General features: G+C 71.9%; 14 protein-coding genes. 5 read left to right on the forward strand and 9 right to left on the reverse strand.

Going from position 1 to position 17,532, the window contains the following annotated elements:
- Positions 1 to 203: 203 nt before the first annotated feature.
- Genes IQ210_RS38390 through IQ210_RS38400 form a run of 3 tightly spaced genes read right to left on the reverse strand, consistent with a single transcriptional unit; the run spans position 204 to position 4,050 of the window.
- Complete coding sequence (locus IQ210_RS38390; protein WP_194083883.1) at positions 204 to 2,588, reverse strand: xanthine dehydrogenase family protein molybdopterin-binding subunit; 2,385 nt, start codon at positions 2,586 to 2,588, stop codon at positions 204 to 206.
- A gap of 2 nt (positions 2,589 to 2,590) precedes the next feature.
- Positions 2,591 to 3,160, reverse strand: coding sequence for a (2Fe-2S)-binding protein (locus tag IQ210_RS38395; protein WP_194083884.1), 570 nt, complete (start codon positions 3,158 to 3,160; stop codon positions 2,591 to 2,593).
- On the reverse strand, positions 3,160 to 4,050 hold the full coding sequence (locus tag IQ210_RS38400) for an FAD binding domain-containing protein (protein ID WP_194083885.1): 891 nt from the start codon (positions 4,048 to 4,050) through the stop codon (positions 3,160 to 3,162). The genes IQ210_RS38395 and IQ210_RS38400 overlap by 1 nt, the downstream gene beginning before the upstream one ends.
- A gap of 367 nt (positions 4,051 to 4,417) precedes the next feature.
- Between IQ210_RS38400 and IQ210_RS38405 the strand changes: the two genes are divergently transcribed.
- Positions 4,418 to 6,091: a PucR family transcriptional regulator gene (locus IQ210_RS38405; protein ID WP_194083886.1), complete on the forward strand. Its 1,674-nt coding sequence runs from the start codon at positions 4,418 to 4,420 to the stop codon at positions 6,089 to 6,091.
- A 127-nt stretch (positions 6,092 to 6,218) separates the two neighbouring features.
- Positions 6,219 to 6,992 carry a hypothetical protein gene (locus IQ210_RS38410; protein ID WP_194083887.1) on the forward strand — a complete coding sequence of 258 codons (774 nt, stop codon included), beginning with the start codon at positions 6,219 to 6,221 and terminating at the stop codon, positions 6,990 to 6,992.
- A gap of 3 nt (positions 6,993 to 6,995) precedes the next feature.
- Here IQ210_RS38410 and IQ210_RS38415 read toward each other — a convergent pair whose 3' ends face one another.
- Together IQ210_RS38415 and IQ210_RS38420 are read right to left on the reverse strand one after the other, a co-directional pair.
- Positions 6,996 to 7,289 carry a hypothetical protein gene (locus tag IQ210_RS38415; protein ID WP_194083888.1) on the reverse strand — a complete coding sequence of 98 codons (294 nt, stop codon included), beginning with the start codon at positions 7,287 to 7,289 and terminating at the stop codon, positions 6,996 to 6,998.
- A 125-nt stretch (positions 7,290 to 7,414) separates the two neighbouring features.
- Entirely contained in the window at positions 7,415 to 8,326 is a 912-nt protein-coding gene (locus IQ210_RS38420) for a GntR family transcriptional regulator (protein WP_322657725.1), read from the reverse strand.
- A gap of 182 nt (positions 8,327 to 8,508) precedes the next feature.
- Here IQ210_RS38420 and IQ210_RS38425 point away from each other — a divergent pair, with 182 nt between their 5' ends.
- Together IQ210_RS38425 and IQ210_RS38430 are read left to right on the forward strand one after the other, a co-directional pair.
- Entirely contained in the window at positions 8,509 to 9,354 is an 846-nt protein-coding gene (locus tag IQ210_RS38425; RefSeq protein ID WP_194083889.1) for a (2Fe-2S)-binding protein, read from the forward strand.
- Between the two features lie 303 nt (positions 9,355 to 9,657).
- Positions 9,658 to 10,695: a DUF2637 domain-containing protein gene (locus IQ210_RS38430; protein ID WP_194083890.1), complete on the forward strand. Its 1,038-nt coding sequence runs from the start codon at positions 9,658 to 9,660 to the stop codon at positions 10,693 to 10,695.
- Positions 10,696 to 10,759: 64 nt separating this feature from the next.
- Here IQ210_RS38430 and IQ210_RS38435 read toward each other — a convergent pair whose 3' ends face one another.
- Positions 10,760 to 11,212 (reverse strand): ATP-binding protein, encoded by a 453-nt coding sequence (locus IQ210_RS38435; protein ID WP_228049267.1) that lies wholly within the window; start codon positions 11,210 to 11,212, stop codon positions 10,760 to 10,762.
- 822 nt (positions 11,213 to 12,034) lie between these two features.
- A complete protein-coding gene (locus IQ210_RS38440; protein WP_194083891.1) occupies positions 12,035 to 12,652 on the reverse strand; it encodes a hypothetical protein in 618 nt (205 codons plus the stop codon).
- 240 nt (positions 12,653 to 12,892) lie between these two features.
- Between IQ210_RS38440 and IQ210_RS38445 the strand changes: the two genes are divergently transcribed.
- A complete protein-coding gene (locus IQ210_RS38445) occupies positions 12,893 to 14,311 on the forward strand; it encodes a helix-turn-helix domain-containing protein (RefSeq protein ID WP_194083892.1) in 1,419 nt (472 codons plus the stop codon).
- Here IQ210_RS38445 and IQ210_RS38450 read toward each other — a convergent pair.
- Together IQ210_RS38450 and IQ210_RS38455 are read right to left on the reverse strand one after the other, a co-directional pair.
- Entirely contained in the window at positions 14,308 to 16,050 is a 1,743-nt protein-coding gene (locus tag IQ210_RS38450) for a pyruvate dehydrogenase (protein ID WP_194083893.1), read from the reverse strand. The genes IQ210_RS38445 and IQ210_RS38450 overlap by 4 nt on opposite strands.
- A 27-nt stretch (positions 16,051 to 16,077) precedes the next feature.
- On the reverse strand, positions 16,078 to 17,430 hold the full coding sequence (locus IQ210_RS38455; RefSeq protein WP_194083894.1) for a protein phosphatase 2C domain-containing protein: 1,353 nt from the start codon (positions 17,428 to 17,430) through the stop codon (positions 16,078 to 16,080).
- Positions 17,431 to 17,532 lie beyond the last annotated feature (102 nt).

The following is a 17,532-nucleotide window of genomic DNA, read 5'->3' on the forward strand; positions in this document are numbered from 1 at the left end:
GGGCCCCCGTCAACCGCCTGTGCGGCTGCGGGATTTGGGAAGGTGCTTCGGCCGCACGACCCGGGGGACGGCCCGAGACGAACGAACAGAGGTGGTACAGGTACTTGCTCAAGTGCCGCGAGCGGTGCGGGACTTGGTGCTCCGGGCGGCGCGGCGGAGGTTGTGACGTTCCCTGCGCCGCCCGGAGAGCTTCAACTGAACGGTTACGCCGTGCCCGTGAGGTGTTCGGGCCTGACCGGCGTCCTGTTGAGTTCCAGCCCCGTCGCGTTCCGGATCGCCGCGAGGACGGCCGGGGTCGACGACAGGGTGGGGGCCTCGCCGATGCCACGGAGCCCGTACGGGGCGTGGTCGTCGGCGAGTTCGAGCACGTCGACGGGGATGGTCGGCGTGTCGAGGATGGTGGGGATCAGGTAGTCCGTGAAGGAGGGGTTCCTGACCTTGGCCGTCTTGGGGTCGACGATGATCTCCTCCATCACCGCGACACCGAGGCCCTGGGTGGTGCCGCCCTGGATCTGACCGACGACCGACAGCGGGTTGAGCGCCTTGCCGACGTCCTGGGCGCAGGCCAGCTCGATGACCTTGACCAGGCCGAGCTCGGTGTCCACCTCGACGACCGCGCGGTGCGCGGCGAAGGAGTACTGGACGTGGCCGAAGCCCTGGCCGGTACGGAGGTCGAAGGCCTCGGTCGGGCGGTGCCGCCACTCGGCCTCCACCTCGACGGTCTCGCCCTCCAGCACCTCGGCCAGGTCCGCGAGGACCTCGCCGCCGTCGGTGACGACCTTGCCGCCCTCCAGGAGCAGCTCCGCCGTCGCCCAAGCGGGGTGGTACGAGCCGAACTTGCGGCGGCCGATCTCCAGGACCTTCTCGCGCACCAGCTCGCAGGAGTTCTTGACCGCGCCGCCGGTGACGTACGTCTGCCGGGAGGCCGAGGTTGAACCCGCCGAGCCCACCTGTGTGTCCGCCGGGTGGATGGTCACCTGCGTGACGCCGAGCTCGGTGCGGGCGATCTGCGCGTGGACGGTGACACCGCCCTGGCCGACCTCCGCCATCGCGGTGTGCACGGTGGCCACCGGCTCACCGCCGACGACCTCCATGCGGACCTTGGCGGTGGAGTAGTCGTCGAAGCCCTCGGAGAAGCCGACGTTCTTGATGCCGACCGCGTAGCCGACGCCGCGGACGACACCCTCGCCGTGCGTGGTGTTGGACAGACCGCCGGGCAGCTGTCGTACGTCCGCGCCCTCGCTGGACTCCCACTGGCGCTCCGGAGGGAGCGGCATCGCCTTGACGCGGCGCAGGAGTTCGGCGACCGGGGCCGGCGAGTCGACGGGCTGGCCGGTCGGCATGATCGTGCCCTGCTCCATCGCGTTGAGCTGACGGAACGCGACCCGGTCCATGCCCACCTCGTCGGCGAGCTTGTCCATCTGGGCCTCGTAGGCGAAGCACGCCTGGACCGCGCCGAAGCCGCGCATCGCGCCGCAGGGCGGGTTGTTGGTGTAGAGGGCGATGGCCTCGATGTCGACGTCGTCGACCATGTACGGGCCGATCGACAGGGAGGAGGCGTTGCCGACGACCGCGGGGGACGCGGAGGCGTACGCGCCGCCGTCCAGGACTATCCGGCACTTCACGTGCGTGAGCTTGCCGTCCTTGGTCGCGCCGTGCTCGTAGTAGAGCTTCGCCGGGTGGCGGTGGACGTGGCCGAAGAAGGACTCGAAGCGGTTGTAGACGATCTTGACCGGCTTGCCGGTGCGCAGCGCCAGCAGACAGGCGTGGATCTGCATCGAGATGTCCTCGCGGCCGCCGAAGGCACCGCCGACGCCGGACAGCGTCATGCGGACCTTGCTCTCGGGCAGGCCGAGGACCGGGGCGATCTGCTTGAGGTCGCTGTGCAGCCACTGGGTGGCGATGTAGAGGTGGACGCCGCCGTCCTCGTCCGGCACCGCGAGCCCCGACTCGGGGCCGAGGAAGGCCTGGTCCTGCATGCCGAAGGTGTACTCGCCCTTGACGACGAAGTCGGCGCGCCGAGCGGCCTCTTCGGCGTTGCCACGGATGATCGGCTGGCGGTGCACGATGTTGGGGTGCGGGACGTGACCGATGTGGTGGTCGTCGCGGCCCTCGTGGATGAGGATCGCGTCCGGCGCGGTCGCGGAGGCCTCGTCGGTGATGACGGGCAGCTCGCGGTACTCGACCTTGATCTTGGCGGCGGCGCGGCGCGCGGTCTCCGGGTGGTCGGCGGCGACGATCGCGACGGGCTCACCGTGGTGGCGTACCTTGCCGTGCGCGAGGACGGGGGTGTCCTGGATCTCCAGGCCGTAGTTCTTCACGTCCGTGGGCAGGTCGTCGTACGTCATGACGGCGTAGACGCCCGCCATGGCGAGGGCCTCGGAGGTGTCGATGGAGACGATCTCGGCGTGCGCGACCGTGGAGCGCAGGATCTGGCCCCAGAGCATGTCCTCGTGCCACATGTCGGACGAGTACGCGAACTCGCCGGTGACCTTGAGGGTGCCGTCCGGGCGGAGCGTGGACTCGCCGATGCCGCCCTTGGTCTGCGAACCCTGGGTGATTTTGGTGGGAGCGCCGGTGGTGGGCATGCTCAGACCCCCTCGGACTGCCGGGCGGCCGCGAGGCGGACCGCGTCCATGATCTTCTCGTAGCCGGTGCAGCGGCACAGGTTGCCCGACAGCGCCTCGCGGATGTCCGCGTCGGTCGGGTTCGGGTTGCGCTCCAGCATCTCGTCGGCCGCGACCAGCAGACCGGGGGTGCAGAAGCCGCACTGGACGGCGCCGGCGTCGATGAACGCCTGCTGGATCGGGGAGAGTTCGGTGCCCTCGCCGGTCTGCGAGTCCTGGCCCTTGGCAGCCCACTGCTTGGCCTCGTCGAGCGGGGTCCCACAAGTGGACCCACAGGCCCGCTGCTTGGCGAAGTCCGCCAGGCCCTCAACCGTGACCACGTCACGGCCTTCCACCTGGCCCGCCGCGACCAGACACGAACACACCGGCACACCGTCCAGGCGGACCGTGCAGGAGCCGCACTCGCCCTGCTCGCAGGCGTTCTTGGAGCCGGGCAGGCCCAGCCGCTCACGCAGCACGTACAGAAGGGACTCGCCCTCCCAGACGTCGTCGGCCTCCTGCGGACGGCCGTTGACCGTGAAATTGACGCGCATTACGCGACTCCCTCCGTGCGGGCGGCGGTGCCGCGGTACGACTCCCAGGTCCAGGTCAGCGTGCGGCGGGCCATGATGCCGACCGCGTGGCGGCGGTAGCTCGCCGTGCCCCGGACGTCGTCGATCGGGTTGCAGGCGGCGGCGCACAGGTCCGCGAACTGCTTGGCGACCGACGGGGTGATGATCTTTCCGTTGTCCCAGAAGCCGCCCTCTTCGAGCGCCGCGTTCAGGAACTCCTCCGCGGCCTTCGCCCGGACGGGCGTGGGCGCCGCCGAACCGATGCCGGTGCGGACCGTACGGGTCTCGGGGTGCAGGGCCAGACCGAAGGCGCAGACCGCGATGACCATGGCGTTGCGGGTGCCGACCTTCGAGTACTGCTGCGGGCCGTCGGCCTTCTTGATGTGGACCGCGCGGATCAGCTCGTCGGGCGCGAGCGCGTTGCGCTTCACGCCGGTGTAGAAGTCGTCGATCGGGATCAGGCGCGAGCCGCGCACCGACTCCACCTCGACCTCGGCGCCGGCCGCGAGGAGCGCGGGGTGGGCGTCGCCGGCCGGGGAGGCGGTGCCGAGGTTGCCGCCGACGCCGCCGCGGTTGCGGATCTGCGGGGAGGCCACCGTGTGCGAGGCCAGGGCGAGGCCCGGCAGCTCGGCACGGAGGTTCTCCATGACCCGGGTGTACGGGACGGAGGCGCCGAGCCGCACCGAGTCCTGGCCGACCTCCCACTCCGTGAGGTCGGTGACGCGGTTCAGGTCGAGCAGGTACTCGGGCCGCCGGTGGTCGAAGTTGATCTCGACCATCACATCGGTGCCGCCCGCAATGGGCACAGCGGTGGGGTGCTCAGCCTTGGCGGCGAGCGCCTCCTCCCAGCTGGCGGGGCGAAGGAAGTCCATGACCGGCTCTCTTCTTCGTCTCGTGGGTGGTACGGATTGAGCCAGATCGTGTGCGGCGGGCCCGGCTCGTTCATGTGTTGTTCACGCGGAGTGGGGCCAGTACACAGCGCCGTGCTCCGACGGGGTCAGTCACGGAAACTCTGAAGGAGTTGGCTGGTCGGGGCGGGCATCTTGTAGATTCGTATGAACGGAGGTCCTCAGTAACCTCCATGTTTTCCTGTGGAAACGCGCGACACACCGGGCGTGACCTGGGACACAGCCCGAGGGGCGGTGAGCGGAGCACACCGGACCCACCGGACAGGCGCCTCCCGCACAGGGGCCTCACTGTTCATCGTAGATTTCGAGACAAAGATCGGCGGCGACGAGAATGCGGCTGCGCGCACTGCTGGACACCGACGCGCTGGGCCTGCGGCTGCTCGGCGGCGAGGACGAGCTGGACCGCACCGTGCGCGGTGTGATGACCACGGACCTGCGGGACCCGAGCCGCTATCTGTCGGGCGGTGAGCTGGTGCTCACGGGGCTGGCGTGGCGGAGGGACGCCGCGGACTCCGACGCTTTCGTACGAATCCTCGTGCAGGCCGGTGTGGCGGCGCTGGCGGCGGGCGAGGCGGAGCTCGGCGATGTGCCGGAGGACCTGGTGCTGGCCTGTGCGCGCAACCGGCTGCCGCTGTTCGCGGTGCACGAGTCGGTGGCGTTCGCGACGATCACCGAGCATGTCGTACGACAGGTCAGCGGCGAGCGCGCCGGGGACCTGGCGGCCGTGGTGGACCGGCACCGCCGGATGATGACCTCGGGCCCCGCGGGCGGCGGCCCGGACGTCGTCCTGGACCTGCTGGGCTCCGACCTGGACCTGCGGGCCTGGGTGCTGTCGCCGACCGGACGGCTGATCGCGGGCTCCAAGACCTCCGGCCCCGGGCTCCCCGCCGACGTCTGCGCGAAGCTCGCGGCGGAGCATCTGGCGGCCGCACGCACGGGCCGGCGCGGACCGCACCGGCTGACGCTCGGCTCGACGACGTACTCCCTTTTCCCGGTGCGCAGCAGCGGCCGCTCCCCGCAGGCCTCGCGGGACGTGCGCGAGACGGTGCTGTCGGACTGGCTGCTGGCCGTCGAGGCGGACGCCGGTGACTGGCCCGAGGAGCGGCTCGACCTGCTCCAGGGCGTCACCCAGCTGATCGCGGTCGAGCGCGACCGCAGGGACGCCGCCCGCACGGTGCGGCGGCGGCTCGCCCAGGAGGTCCTGGAGCTGGTCCAGACAGGCGCCGCGCCCGCCGAGATCGCCGCGCGCCTCAGAGTCGCCGCGCCCGTCCTGCTGCCCGGCCTCGGGGCGGCGCCGCACTGGCAGGTCGTCGTGGCCCGGGTCGAGTGGGACGGCGGGGACATCGAGGGCGGCGCGGTGGCACAGTCGCTGCTGGAGGAGATCCTCGTCGACCCGCTGTCCACCGGTCCCGAGCCGTCCGACCGGATCGCCGTGGCCCACACCGGGGAGGAGGCCATCGCGCTCGTCCCGCTGCCGGCGGTGTCGACCGAGCACGACGGCTCCGAGACCGGCGTCCTCGCCGACGTGCTGCTGGAGTCCGTACGGGACCCCCTCGCCGCCGGTCTCGACGACGACGGGCGCGTCACGCTGGGCGTCAGCGCGGCCGTGCACTCGGCGGAGGGGCTGCGGGGCGCCCTGGAGGAGGCGCGGCACGCCCGCCGGGTGGCTGCGGCCCGTCCTGGCCGGGTGTGCGCGGCGGGCCACCAGGAGCTGGCCTCGCACGTGCTGCTGCTGCCCTTCGTGCCGGACGACGTCCGCCGGGCGTTCACGGCCCGCCTCCTCGACCCGCTGCGCGACTACGACCGCCGGCACCGCGCGGAGCTGATCCCGACGCTGGAGGCGTTCCTCGACTGCGACGGCTCCTGGACCCGCTGCGCGACCCGCCTCCACCTGCACGTCAACACGCTGCGCTACCGAGTGGGGCGAATCGAGCAGTTGACGAGTCGTGACCTTTCCCGGCTGGAGGACAAGCTGGATTTCTTCCTGGCGCTGCGGATGAGCTGAAACCTCGGGCCTCCGGGGATCCCACGACTTTGTGAAATCCTTCACCCACCCTCTTGGCCGGGCCACGGAATTCGTGCTGAGATGCGGCCACCACTCAACAGCTCAATGGTGTGCCGGGGAGGGCGAGGTGGCGTATACCGCCATGTCTGGTAACGGAACGACCCCTGACGATCCACTCCAGACCGCGGTATGGCGGCTGCGCTCACGCGCCTGCTGGGCCGACGCGGCAGCGCTGCTCCAACCGGTCGGCGCGGACGCGGCGTTGCAGCGGGCCGCGCTGCTGGTCGAACGGTGTCTCTACACAGAGCAGGGCTGGGAGGAGGCCGAGGACGCGCTGCGCACCGCCGAGGCGCTGGCCCACACCGACGACGAGCGGGGCGCCGCCGCTTGTGAAAGAGGGCAACTTGCGTACGCGGCCACGCTGCACCAGGTCCGCGACCGGGCCGACGAGGCGCGGGCCGCGCTCGGACGGGCGGCGGCGCTGATCGCTCCAGGGGCACCGGGACGGGCCCTGCTGGACTTCCGGCGCGGACTGCTCGCCGAGAACCTGGCACGCTCGCCGCAGGCCGCGCGGGCGGCGTACCGGCGGGCGCACGCGGGCGCGGTCGCCCACGCCGATCCGCTCCTGCTCTCCTTCACTTGGCGCCACCTGGCCGGACTGGCCCTGCGGGACGGGGAGTTGGCGGAGGCACGGCACGGCTTCGCCGAATCGTTGCGCATCCGCGAGGAGTTGGGCTACCTGGTCGGCACCGCCCCGGCACTGGCCTCGCTGGCGGACGCGGAGGCGGAGCCGGAGGCGTCACGGCTACGGGAGGAGGCGCGCCGGCTGTTCCGGCTGCTGGGCGGCGTACCGACCTGGCTGTCACGGCAGTTGGCGCCGCCGCCTGCCGCCACGGCCTGAGCGCTAGCTGTTGCGGATCTGGTCCGCCAACTTCTGGAGCTCGTTGAGGACGGTGTCGCGGAGTTCCGGGTCGCGGGCGAAGACCACGACCACGACGATCACCACGAGGAGTGAGACAAGGCCTCCACCGCGGCCGCCGCGGTGCGGCATCGGGGTGTGCGTCGGCGGGCGGTGGTAGCCGTGCCGGACGTGCTGCTGGTGCGCCTGCCGGTGGGAGTTCACGGCCTGTTGATGGGCCTGCTGGGCTTGCTGACTGGCCTGTTGCGCCTGCTGCTGCGCCATGAAGGACGGGTCCATGGGATCACCTCCGCTGTCGGCACCAGGCGTGCCGTCAGCGGATGCCACGCGGGACGGGACGGCCGGGTTCCCGGCGTCGCGGACCGTTGCGGGGAGCCGACAGTTCCGTGACCGCCGTCACAAGCTCAGGACGCTCCCCCGAAGTGCTCCCCCACCAGCGAGCGCACCACGTCCAGGTCCCCGGCGATCAACGCGTCCAGCAGCGCGGTGTGTTCGGCCGCGTCCGCGACCAGTTCCGCGCGGCCGCGGGAGGTGGGCGCACCGGTCAGGGGCCACTGGGCGCGGCGGTGGAGGTCGTCGGCGATCTGGACGAGTTGTTCGTTGCCGGCGAGGGCGAGGACCGCGCGGTGGAAGGCACGGTCCGACTCGGCGTACGTCGCCCGGCATCCCGTCGACGCCGCCCGCACCGTGGCCTCGGCGACCGGCCGCAGCTCCGCCCAGCGCTCGACCGGCACCGTACGGGCCAGCCGCAGCATCACCGGCACCTCGATCAGGGCGCGGATCTCGGCGAGTTCGGCGAGCTCCCGCGCCCCGCGCTGCACGACCCGGAAGCCCCGGTTGGGCACGACCTCGACGGCGCCCTCCAGCGCGAGCTGCTGCATCGCCTCACGGACCGGCGTCGCGGAGACCCCGAAGCGCTCACCGAGGACAGGCGCCGAATAGACCTCGCCGGGGGTGAGTTCACCGGCCACCAGCGCGGTGCGCAGCGCGTCGAGGATCTGCCCGCGCACGGAGGCCCGCTGGACGACGGGCCGGGCGCGGTGCCCGGCGGGCGGCGTCGGCAAGGGCTGCTCGGCGGCCAGCACCCGCGGCGTCGGCATCGGCTGCTCGGCCGGCGGGCGTCCACCCCGGGCCTTCGGTACGGCGTCGGCGGCGCGGGAGCGCTCGACCGGCGGTTCCGGGAGCCCGCCCTGGGCGCGCGCCTGCCTGGCTCGGGCGGCGTCCACATCGGCCGCCCGCACCTGTGGCGGCACCCGCACCGGCCCGGTGATCCCGGCACTGTCCGTCCCGGTGGAGCCCTGTGTGCCCTGATTCACAAGGAGCCTCCTCCGGACGTGTCGGTACTTGGGGTCATTACGGCGGGTTGTTACTCGCCCGTCAAGCACCTTAGGCGCAGAAGCCGACGGTTCAAAGCGTGACGATCTTGGGTAAGGTTAGGCTTACCTTCAGAACATCTGTGCCACACAGTCGCACAACTGTCTTGGATTGGTGGCCCCGCATGACCGCTCCCGCCTCGGCCCTCACGGACGCCTACCACCGTCTGACCGAGGCCTTTCCGGGCATGACGGTACGAGAGCTGGGACCCACGGAGGCGGCACCCCGGGGCGACGGATGGGTCGGCGCCGACGCGCTCGCGGCGGGCGGGGCCGGACTCGAGACCTTTCTGATGTGGGACGACGCACAGGTGCGGCGCGATCACGGCCGGCCCGGCCGCCCGGACGTCATAGCGAGCTTCGGACTGCACCGCTACGCCTGGCCCGCCTGCCTGCTGATCACGCTGCCCTGGTTCCTGCACCGCCGGGTGCCGCACTTCCCCGTGGCGCAGGTGTCGTACGACCGGACCCGCGGCCCGATGGACTTCGCCGTGCGGACCGGCGCCTTCGCCTGCCTGCCGGGCGATCCGGCCGCCGCGCTTCCGGGCGCCCGGGTGGTCCCGGACGAGGAAGCGCTGCGCGCCGAGGTGCGGGACGCCGTCGCCGAGCACATGGAGCCGCTGCTCGCCGGGTTCGGGCCACGGATGCGGCGGCGCGGGCGGGCTCTGTGGGGCATGGTGACCGACGAGGTGGTCGAGGGGCTCTGGTACGTCGCCGGACTGCTCGGCGAGCACGAGCAGCGGCGGGCCGAGCGCGAGCTGGAGCTGCTGCTGCCGGGCACGACCAAGCCGTACGTCGGCACCGCGGCCTTCCGCGAGTTGAGCGGACCGGCCGGTGAGACGCTGCCCACCAGGGACCGGGTCAGCTGCTGCATGTACTACACGCTCGAACCGCAGGACACCTGCGCCACCTGCCCGCGCACCTGCGACGCCGACCGCGTCGTCAAACTGCTGGCGGAAGCAGCCAGTTGACGACCCCCGGGGAACGATCACGTCCGCCGGTCCCGTAAGATCACCGGCGAACAGGACTCCCGTTCGGTTACAGGCGATTCACAATTTCCTCACCTGCCGCAGGAACTTTCCGTGGAACCACCCGTACGGGTAGTCTTATTCGAACTCAACTCCCGCCCCTCACGCGGCAGTTCGAGCAGAACGCCGCCCTGGGCAATCCCTTGCACCTCCTTGGCGGCCTCTTGCCCCGAAACCCCCTGAGGGCCGGTGGGATTGGGCCACTATGGCGGGCGTTACGCCCTATCCCAATGCAAGGGACCCCAGATGAGACTGACCGACATATCGCTGAACTGGCTGCTTCCGGGCGCCGTACTGCTCCTGGGCATGGTCGCGGCGATGGCGGTGCTGGCGCGGAGCAAGCGGTCCGGCGGGGAGCACGCGAAGGACGACTCCTGGGAGCGCAGCGAGGAGCGCCGGCGGCGCAAGGAGGCCATATACGGCACCGCCTCCTATGTCCTGCTGTTCTGCTGTGCGGCGGTCGCCGCCGCCCTCTCCTTCCACGGCCTGGTCGGCTTCGGACAGCAGAACCTGAACCTGTCCGGCGGCTGGGAGTACCTGGTCCCGTTCGGCCTGGACGGCGCGGCGATGTTCTGCTCGGTGCTCGCGGTGCGTGAGGCCAGCCACGGTGACGCGGCGCTCGGCTCCCGGATACTCGTGTGGACGTTCGCGGGCGCCGCGGCCTGGTTCAACTGGGTGCACGCGCCCAGGGGTCTGGGCCACGCGGGCGCCCCGCACTTCTTCGCGGGCATGTCCCTGTCGGCGGCCGTCCTGTTCGACCGCGCGCTGAAGCAGACCCGCCGGGCGGCGCTGCGCGAGCAGGGCCTGGTGCCCCGCCCGCTGCCGCAGATCCGCGTGGTCCGCTGGCTGCGGGCGCCCCGTGAGACGTACAAGGCCTGGTCGCTCATGCTGCTGGAGAACGTGCGCAGCCTCGACGAGGCGGTGGACGAGGTCCGCGAGGACAAGCGGCAGAAGGAGGAGAACCGGCTGCGCCGCCGCGAGGCGGACCGTCTGGAGCGCGCCCAGCTCAAGGCGATCAGCCGGGGCCACCGCGGGTTCATCGGCCGCGGTGGCGGCCGTCAGGTCGAGGCCCTGGAGCGGGGCGACGACCGAGCCACCGCGGAGCCTGCCATATCGACGACGCCGGAACAGCTGCCCGTGCGCTCGCGTCCGTCCCTTCAGCCGGTCCGTCAAAATACTGAGCCGATCACCGTCGACCTCACCGCGGAGGACGACACCATGGCCCTGCCGCGGCTCGACTCCCTGGAGCGCAAGCTCAAGGACCTTGAGCAGCAGTTCGGTTGAGTCCCTCAGGGGACCACGCGAGGGGGGTACGGCCCGGTGGCCGTACCCCCCTCGCGTTCGTCCGTCACGCGGCGCCCGCGTCGAGCTCGAACCACACCGCCTTCCCCACGCCGTGCGCCCGTACGCCCCACGCGTCGGCGAGGGACTGTACGAGGACCAGGCCCCGGCCGTGCGTACCGTCGTCGGCGTTCGGTACGCGCAGTCTGGGCCTGCGGGCCACGAAGTCCCGTACCTCCACCCGCAGTCCACGGGGTCCGACGGTGGCCGTCAGGACCGCGTCGTGGTCGGTGTGGACGAGCGCGTTGGTGACGAGCTCGCTCGTGAGCAGTTCCGCTATCTCCGATCGTCCGGGCCTCCCCCACTGCCGTAACAACTCGCGCAGCGCGCGGCGTACTTCGGGCACCGCCCGCAGATCCGCCCGCCCGAGTCTGCGCCGTAGCGATACGGCCTGCGCCGGGTCGCCGGCGCTCGTGGCCCTGTCCTCCACCGTCTCCGCCGAGAAGGCCCCGATCGCCATGGGACCGCCTCCTCGTGCCTGCCTCTTCATGACCCCCGCCCGCGTGCCGATGTCGGTTCCCCTCCTGCTCGAACACGTTCACGGGGATCCATGCCCCGTCGTTCACGCCGCAGTCATGTCGAATCGTCAACGACCAGGTGTTCGGCCATGGTTCCGGGGTGCTGGGCCGGGCGCGCGACCTCCGCCGCACCGCTCCTCGAGCGCCCTTCGAGCGCCCTTCGAGACACCGTGCGGCGCGGCCGGGCCGCGGCGGCTGCGGGGCGGGCGTGCCGCTGGTCCCCCCCCCCGGTTGGCATGTGCCGCGCGTGCCGCGGGCCGGGGCGAGGGCCCTCGCGGGCGGCGGGGCGCGGGGAAAGCGCTGGTCGAGGAGGTCGTTCCGGTGGGCTCCGGAGCGGGCCTCGCAGTGGGGCGGACACCAGGACCGGCCAAGGTCGCGGGCCGGACAGCGCTGCTACGACGCCGTACGCGCCGCCTCCGACGGCGTGCTCCGCGACCTCGCCCCGCGGCCGCGAGCGCAGCCGGGGCCGTGCTTCCGGCGTTCGTGACGACCGGCCGATCCGGCGGTCCGGCGCGGCCTCGGGCCTACGCGCACGTGAGACACCTGACCGGCGGGCCTCGGACGAACTGCCCATGCGCGTCTGCACGGGCGGCCGTACCCGGCCGGAGAAAGGGGCGGCCGGCGCGGGAAGTCACGCCACGCCGGCCGCCGTGCCCCCCTCGGCGAAACTGGCTTGAATTCATCAGCCCGGTACCGGACCTGCGGCGGGGTGCCGCCCTCCCGACCCCCGTGGCGAGAGGGCGGCCCCGCTTCCTCGGATGGCCTCAGTAGAGCTTGTTCACCGCGGTGGTCGTCGTCTTGCGGAACGCCTTCACGGGCGCGTCGGCGAAGTCGCCCAGCTGCCCCCACTGCACGACCGTGACGGTCTTGCCGTCCCGGCCCACGGAGAGCAGATGGATGTCGGACGCGCCCCAGGAGCCCTCGATGTGCAGCCCGTGCACCCGGGCGCCCTCCTCGACCGGCAGCGCCCCGTAGTTCCGGTGCGTGGCCTCGATCTCCGGGTCGGCCTGCTCCAGGCGCGTGGGGCAGGTCCGGATGTCCTTGTTCAGCCGGGTGGCGAGGGCCTTGGCCTTGGCGGTGTCGCCGACGACGATCGTGAGCTGGAGGGCGCCGGTGTCGAGGTCGGTGTGGAAGGCGCGGTACCGGGAGTCGTAGCCCGGCATCGTGTCCTGGAGGCAGGACAGCAGGCCGTCCGGGACACCGTCGGTGACCTTGCCGGCCGTCCAGGAGGACGAGGGGTGCGGCGGCAGTTCGGACGCCGACAGGAACTTCGGAGACGTCTTCGGGGCGGCGGCGTCCGCGGGTGAGGCGAGCGTCGCGCCGAGGGCGAGTCCGGTGACGGCGACGGCGAGGAGCGCGCCGGTTCGGTTGCGCATGGGCATGGGTGTGTCCCCCGTGTACGAGTGAGTGCGAGAAGCGTGTGCGAATGCGTGCGAGTAAGTAGCGTGTCGCCCGGGGGTGGTTGGTCGGTCCGGCCCGCTCGGTGCGACACCAAGAGCATCAGCGGTCACAGGCGGCCGGCGCAACAACTGACGGCCGATGTGTGCCGGTGGAACCATCCCAGGCCATCTGACGTGCAGGTATGTGAGTGCCTGGGACAGCGGAACGGGGGCGGGACAACGGTGTCGGAGCAGCACGGCGCAGACGAGGTGGCGGAGTTCGCGGCGTTGCTCACGCGGCTGAAGGAACGGACGGACCGCAGCTACGGCCAGTTGGCCCGCCGTCTGCACATGAACACCTCGACGCTGCACCGGTACTGCGCCGGTGAGACGGTCCCGGTGGACTTCGCCCCCGTGGAGCGGTTCGCGGCGCTGTGCGGGGCGACGCCGGAGGAGCGGCACGAACTCCACCGGCGCTGGCTGCTCGCGGTGGCGGCACGACAGCGGTCGCGCCCGCAGGAGCCCGCGCCGACGCCTGGACCGACGCCGGCACCGGACCCGGTCGAGACCGACGACGAGGCGACCGTTGAGCCGACCGTCGAGGCGAACGGTGCACCGCCCGCCGAGCCGACCGTTGAACCGCCCGCCGAGTCAACCGTTGAACCGACCGGCGAGGCGGACGAGGCCGACCCCGTCACCGAACTGCGGGTGCCCGAGCCGCCGCCCCACCCCTGGTACCGGCGTCGGCGGACCCTCGTCGCCTCCGCCGCGGCCGTCGCGCTGATCGCCACGCTCGGCAGCCTGTCCGCCCTCTCGGACCGCCGCTCCTCCGCCGCCGACTCCGTACGCCCCACCGACCCGGCCGTCACCAGCTCGGCCGCCTCCGCGTCACCGGACCCCACCGCGTCGAAGAAGAAGCCGAGTCCGTCCGCGTCCCCGGAGCGGGGGACCTCGTCGCCGTCCGCCTCCGGAACCGGCCGCCCGCACGCCGGCCCGTCCGCCAAGGGCGGCGGCAGCCCCACCGGCGGAGCCGCCCCCGGGGCTGCCGTGCCGCTGTCGTGGACGGTCAACTCCCACGTCTGGAACGCGGGCTGCGGCCACCACTACGTCATCGACAAGCCGTCTACGCAGGTCCCACCGCCGCCGGTCGCGCAGGACGCCGCGGTCTGGGCGGCGGCGCAGGGCGCGACGCACGGCGGCGAGACGATGGTGCAGATCTCCGTGCAGGGGCGCAGTTCCACGGCCGTGGTCCTCGACGCGCTCCGGGTCCGAGTGGTCGGGCGTGCGGCCCCGGCCGGGGGCAACTCGTACGCCATGGACAACGGCTGCGGCGGCGCGCTCACGCCCCGCATGTTCTCCGTCGACCTCGACGCGGACCGGCCGATCGCCCGCTCGGAGGCCGGCAACGACGGCGAGAACGAGATCCCGGCGATCCGGATGCCGTACCGCGTCTCCGCCGAGGACCCGGAGATCCTGCTGGTCACCGCGCGGACCGTCGGCTGCGACTGCAGCTGGTACCTCGAACTGGACTGGTCCTCCCAGGGCCGCACCGGCACCGCCCGCATCGACGACCACGGCACCCCGTTCCGCACGACAGGCGACAAGAGGCTGCCGCAGTACTCGTACGACTACGCGAACCGGAAGTGGGTCTCGGAGGACTAGGGGCGGGGCACGTTCCGCAGGTTGGAGCGGGCCATCTGGAGCATGCGGCCCACGCCGCCGTCGAGGACGATCTTCGAGGCGGAGAGGGCGAAGCCGGTGACCATCTCGGTGCTGATCTTCGGCGGGATGGACAGGGCGTTGGGGTCGGTGACGACGTCGACGAGGGCGGGGCCCTTGTGCTTGAAGGCGTCCTTCAACGCCCCCGCGAGCTCCTTGGGCTTCTCGACGCGGACGCCATGGGCACCGCAGGCGCGGGCTACGGCGGCGAAGTCGGGGTTCTTGTTCGTGGTGCCGTACGACGGGAGTCCCGCGACGAGCATCTCCAACTCGACCATGGACAGCGAGGAGTTGTTGAAGAGGACGACCTTCACGGGGAGGTCGTACTGCACCAGGGTCAGGAAGTCGCCCATCAGCATGGAGAATCCGCCGTCGCCGGACATCGACACGACCTGGCGTCTGCGGTCGGTGAACTGGGCGCCGATCGCCATCGGCAACGCGTTGGCCATGGAGCCGTGCGAGAAGGAACCGATGACGCGGCGGCGGCCGTTGGGTGAGATGTAGCGGGCGGCCCAGACGTTGCACATGCCGGTGTCGACCGTGAACACGGCGTCGTCGTCGGCGAGTTCGTCGAGGACGGCGGCCACGTACTCGGGATGGATCGGGACGTGCTTCTCGACCTTGCGGGTGTAGGCCTTGACCACGCCTTCCAGGGCGTCGGCGTGCTTCTTGAGCATCTTGTCGAGGAAGCGCCGGTTCTGCTTCTCCTTCACCCGCGGGATCAGACACCGCAGGGTCTCCTTCACATCGCCCCACACCGCGAGGTCGAGTTTCGAACGCCGGCCCAGGTTCTCGGGGCGGACGTCGACCTGGGCGATCTTGACGTTGTCCGGCAGGAAGGCGTTGTACGGGAAGTCGGTGCCGAGCAGGATCAGCAGGTCGCACTCGTGGGTGGCCTCGTAGGCGGCGCCGTAGCCGAGCAGCCCGCTCATGCCGACGTCGAACGGGTTGTCGTACTGGATGTGCTCCTTGCCCCGCAGCGCGTGTCCCACCGGGGACTTGATCTTCCCCGCGAACTCCATGACCTCGGCGTGCGCGCCGGCCGTGCCGCTGCCGCAGAAGAGGGTGATCTTCTCGGCCTTGTCGATCATGCGGACGAACGCGTCGAGTTCGGCGTCGCCGGGACGGACCGTGGGCCGGGTGGTGACGAGGGCGGTCTCCAGCGGCTTGTCCGGGGCGGGGTCGTCGGCGATGTCGCCGGGGAGGGAGACCACGCTGACGCCCGAGCGGCCGACCGCGTGCTGGATGGCGGTCTGCAGCAGCCTCGGCATCTGCTTCGGGCTGGAGATCAGCTCGCTGTAGTGGCTGCACTCGCGGAACAGTTGGTCGGGGTGGGTCTCCTGGAAGTAGCCCAGGCCGATCTCGCTGGACGGGATGTGCGAGGCGAGGGCGAGGACGGGCGCCATGGAGCGGTGGGCGTCGTAGAGGCCGTTGATGAGGTGCAGGTTGCCCGGGCCGCAGGAGCCGGCGCAGGCGGTGAGCTTCCCGGTGATCTGGGCCTCGGCGCCCGCGGCGAAGGCGGCGGTCTCCTCGTGCCGGACGTGCACCCAGTCGATGGCGCGGTTGCGGCGCACGGCGTCGACGACCGGATTGAGGCTGTCGCCGACGACGCCGTAGAGGCGTCGCACACCGGCGCGCACGAGGATGTCCACGAACTGTTCGGCGACGTTCTGCTTGGCCATGAGTCCATGTATCCACACCCCTCGCGGTTACGCCTCCCACACGGCGGCCGCCGTACGGTCGTCGGCGTAGCCCTTCACCCGGACCTGGGTGTCGGCGAGGAACGCGGCGAGGCCCGGCGGGTTGGGGCCGGACCAGCGTCCGGTGAGGTACGCGCACAGCTCCGGCTCGCCACGCAACGGCTCCGCGAGGCCGCCGCTGCACATCAGGAGCGTGTCACCCGGGCGGGCTACCGAGGCGCGGAACCGGAAGGGTTCGCGGGGTGGCTCGGGGGCGGGTTCGTAGGGGCTCGGCGGGGTGGGGATGCCGAGGTCCATGGTGAGGCGGTCGCCCTCGGGGGTCTCGGCGGGCAGCGAGCCGAAGCCGACGACCGGTTCGCCGGTGGCGTCGGTGACGCGCGGCTCGATGTCCTGCCACTCGCCGTCCCGGAGCCGGAACAGGCCGCCGGCGCCGACGCCGAAGAAGACGCGGGTACGGCAGTCGGTGTCGGCGGGCAGGAGCAGACAGCGCAGGGTGGCGGAGTACTCCTCCGGGTCGATGCCCTGTTCTGCGGCGCTGGCGCGGAGTTTGCCGAGGCTGCGGTCGGTGAGGCGGTGCAGGCCGGACTTGAGGTCGCCGCGGCGGGCGGCCCTTATGTCCTCGGCGAGGCGGGCGTGGCTGCGCCCGACGGCCCTGCCGATCCAGTGGCAGGCCTCGGCGGCGGCTCGGTGGGCGCCGGGGGTGGCGCGGGCGCCGGTGGCCATCGCGACGAGGACCAGGGCGTGGTCGCCGGTGCCGAAGCGGGCGGTGAGGAGGGAGTCCCGGCGGGGTTCGCCGCGGAAGCGGGCGGAGTCGCCGCGGACGGAGGCGGCGCGGAGGGTGCAGGAGCCGTAGTGGGCGCCGTCGAGGACGGTGTCGGCTACGAGGTCGTCGAGTTCGTCGGGGTCCGCGGGTGGGAGGGCGGTGGGTTCGGCCTCGTAGGTGGGTGGGCCTGAGCCGAGGTAGGTGACGGGGGGTGGGGGGAGGGTGGGGAGGTCCAGGCGGGTGGCGGTGCGAGTGGGTTGCGGTGCGGGGGGCGTTTCGGTGGGCGGGGGTTCTGGGTCGGCCGGGGTCTGTGCTGGGGGGTGGGTTTCGCTTGCCCGCGCCGGCGGGGTGCCGCTGCGCCCACCCGTGCCGCCCTGCGGCACGACTGCCCGCAGCGGCGGTTCGTGTTCGGAGTCAGTCGGCTGCGTCGGGATGTCAGGTCCCTCCGCGTCGCCGTTCACCGTTCCCGCTGCCGACTCGTATCTGTCGTCCAGCGTGTCCGGGGCCGTTGTCGGGCCCGCGTCCTCGGTCTTGTCGTCGTACAGCTGTCCCCACCAGTCGTCCTCGTGGCCGGTGGGCCTTCCCCCCTGATGGCTCATGCCCCTAATTGTCCACCGCGCGGGCCGGATGAAAACGGGGCAACCGGAAAATCAGCAGGTCGTGCGAAACAGGTCGCCGGGCGGTTCCACCCCCCACGGGAG

Source organism: Streptomyces justiciae (genome assembly GCF_015163075.1).
Taxonomy (GTDB): Bacteria; Actinomycetota; Actinomycetes; order Streptomycetales; family Streptomycetaceae; genus Streptomyces; species Streptomyces justiciae.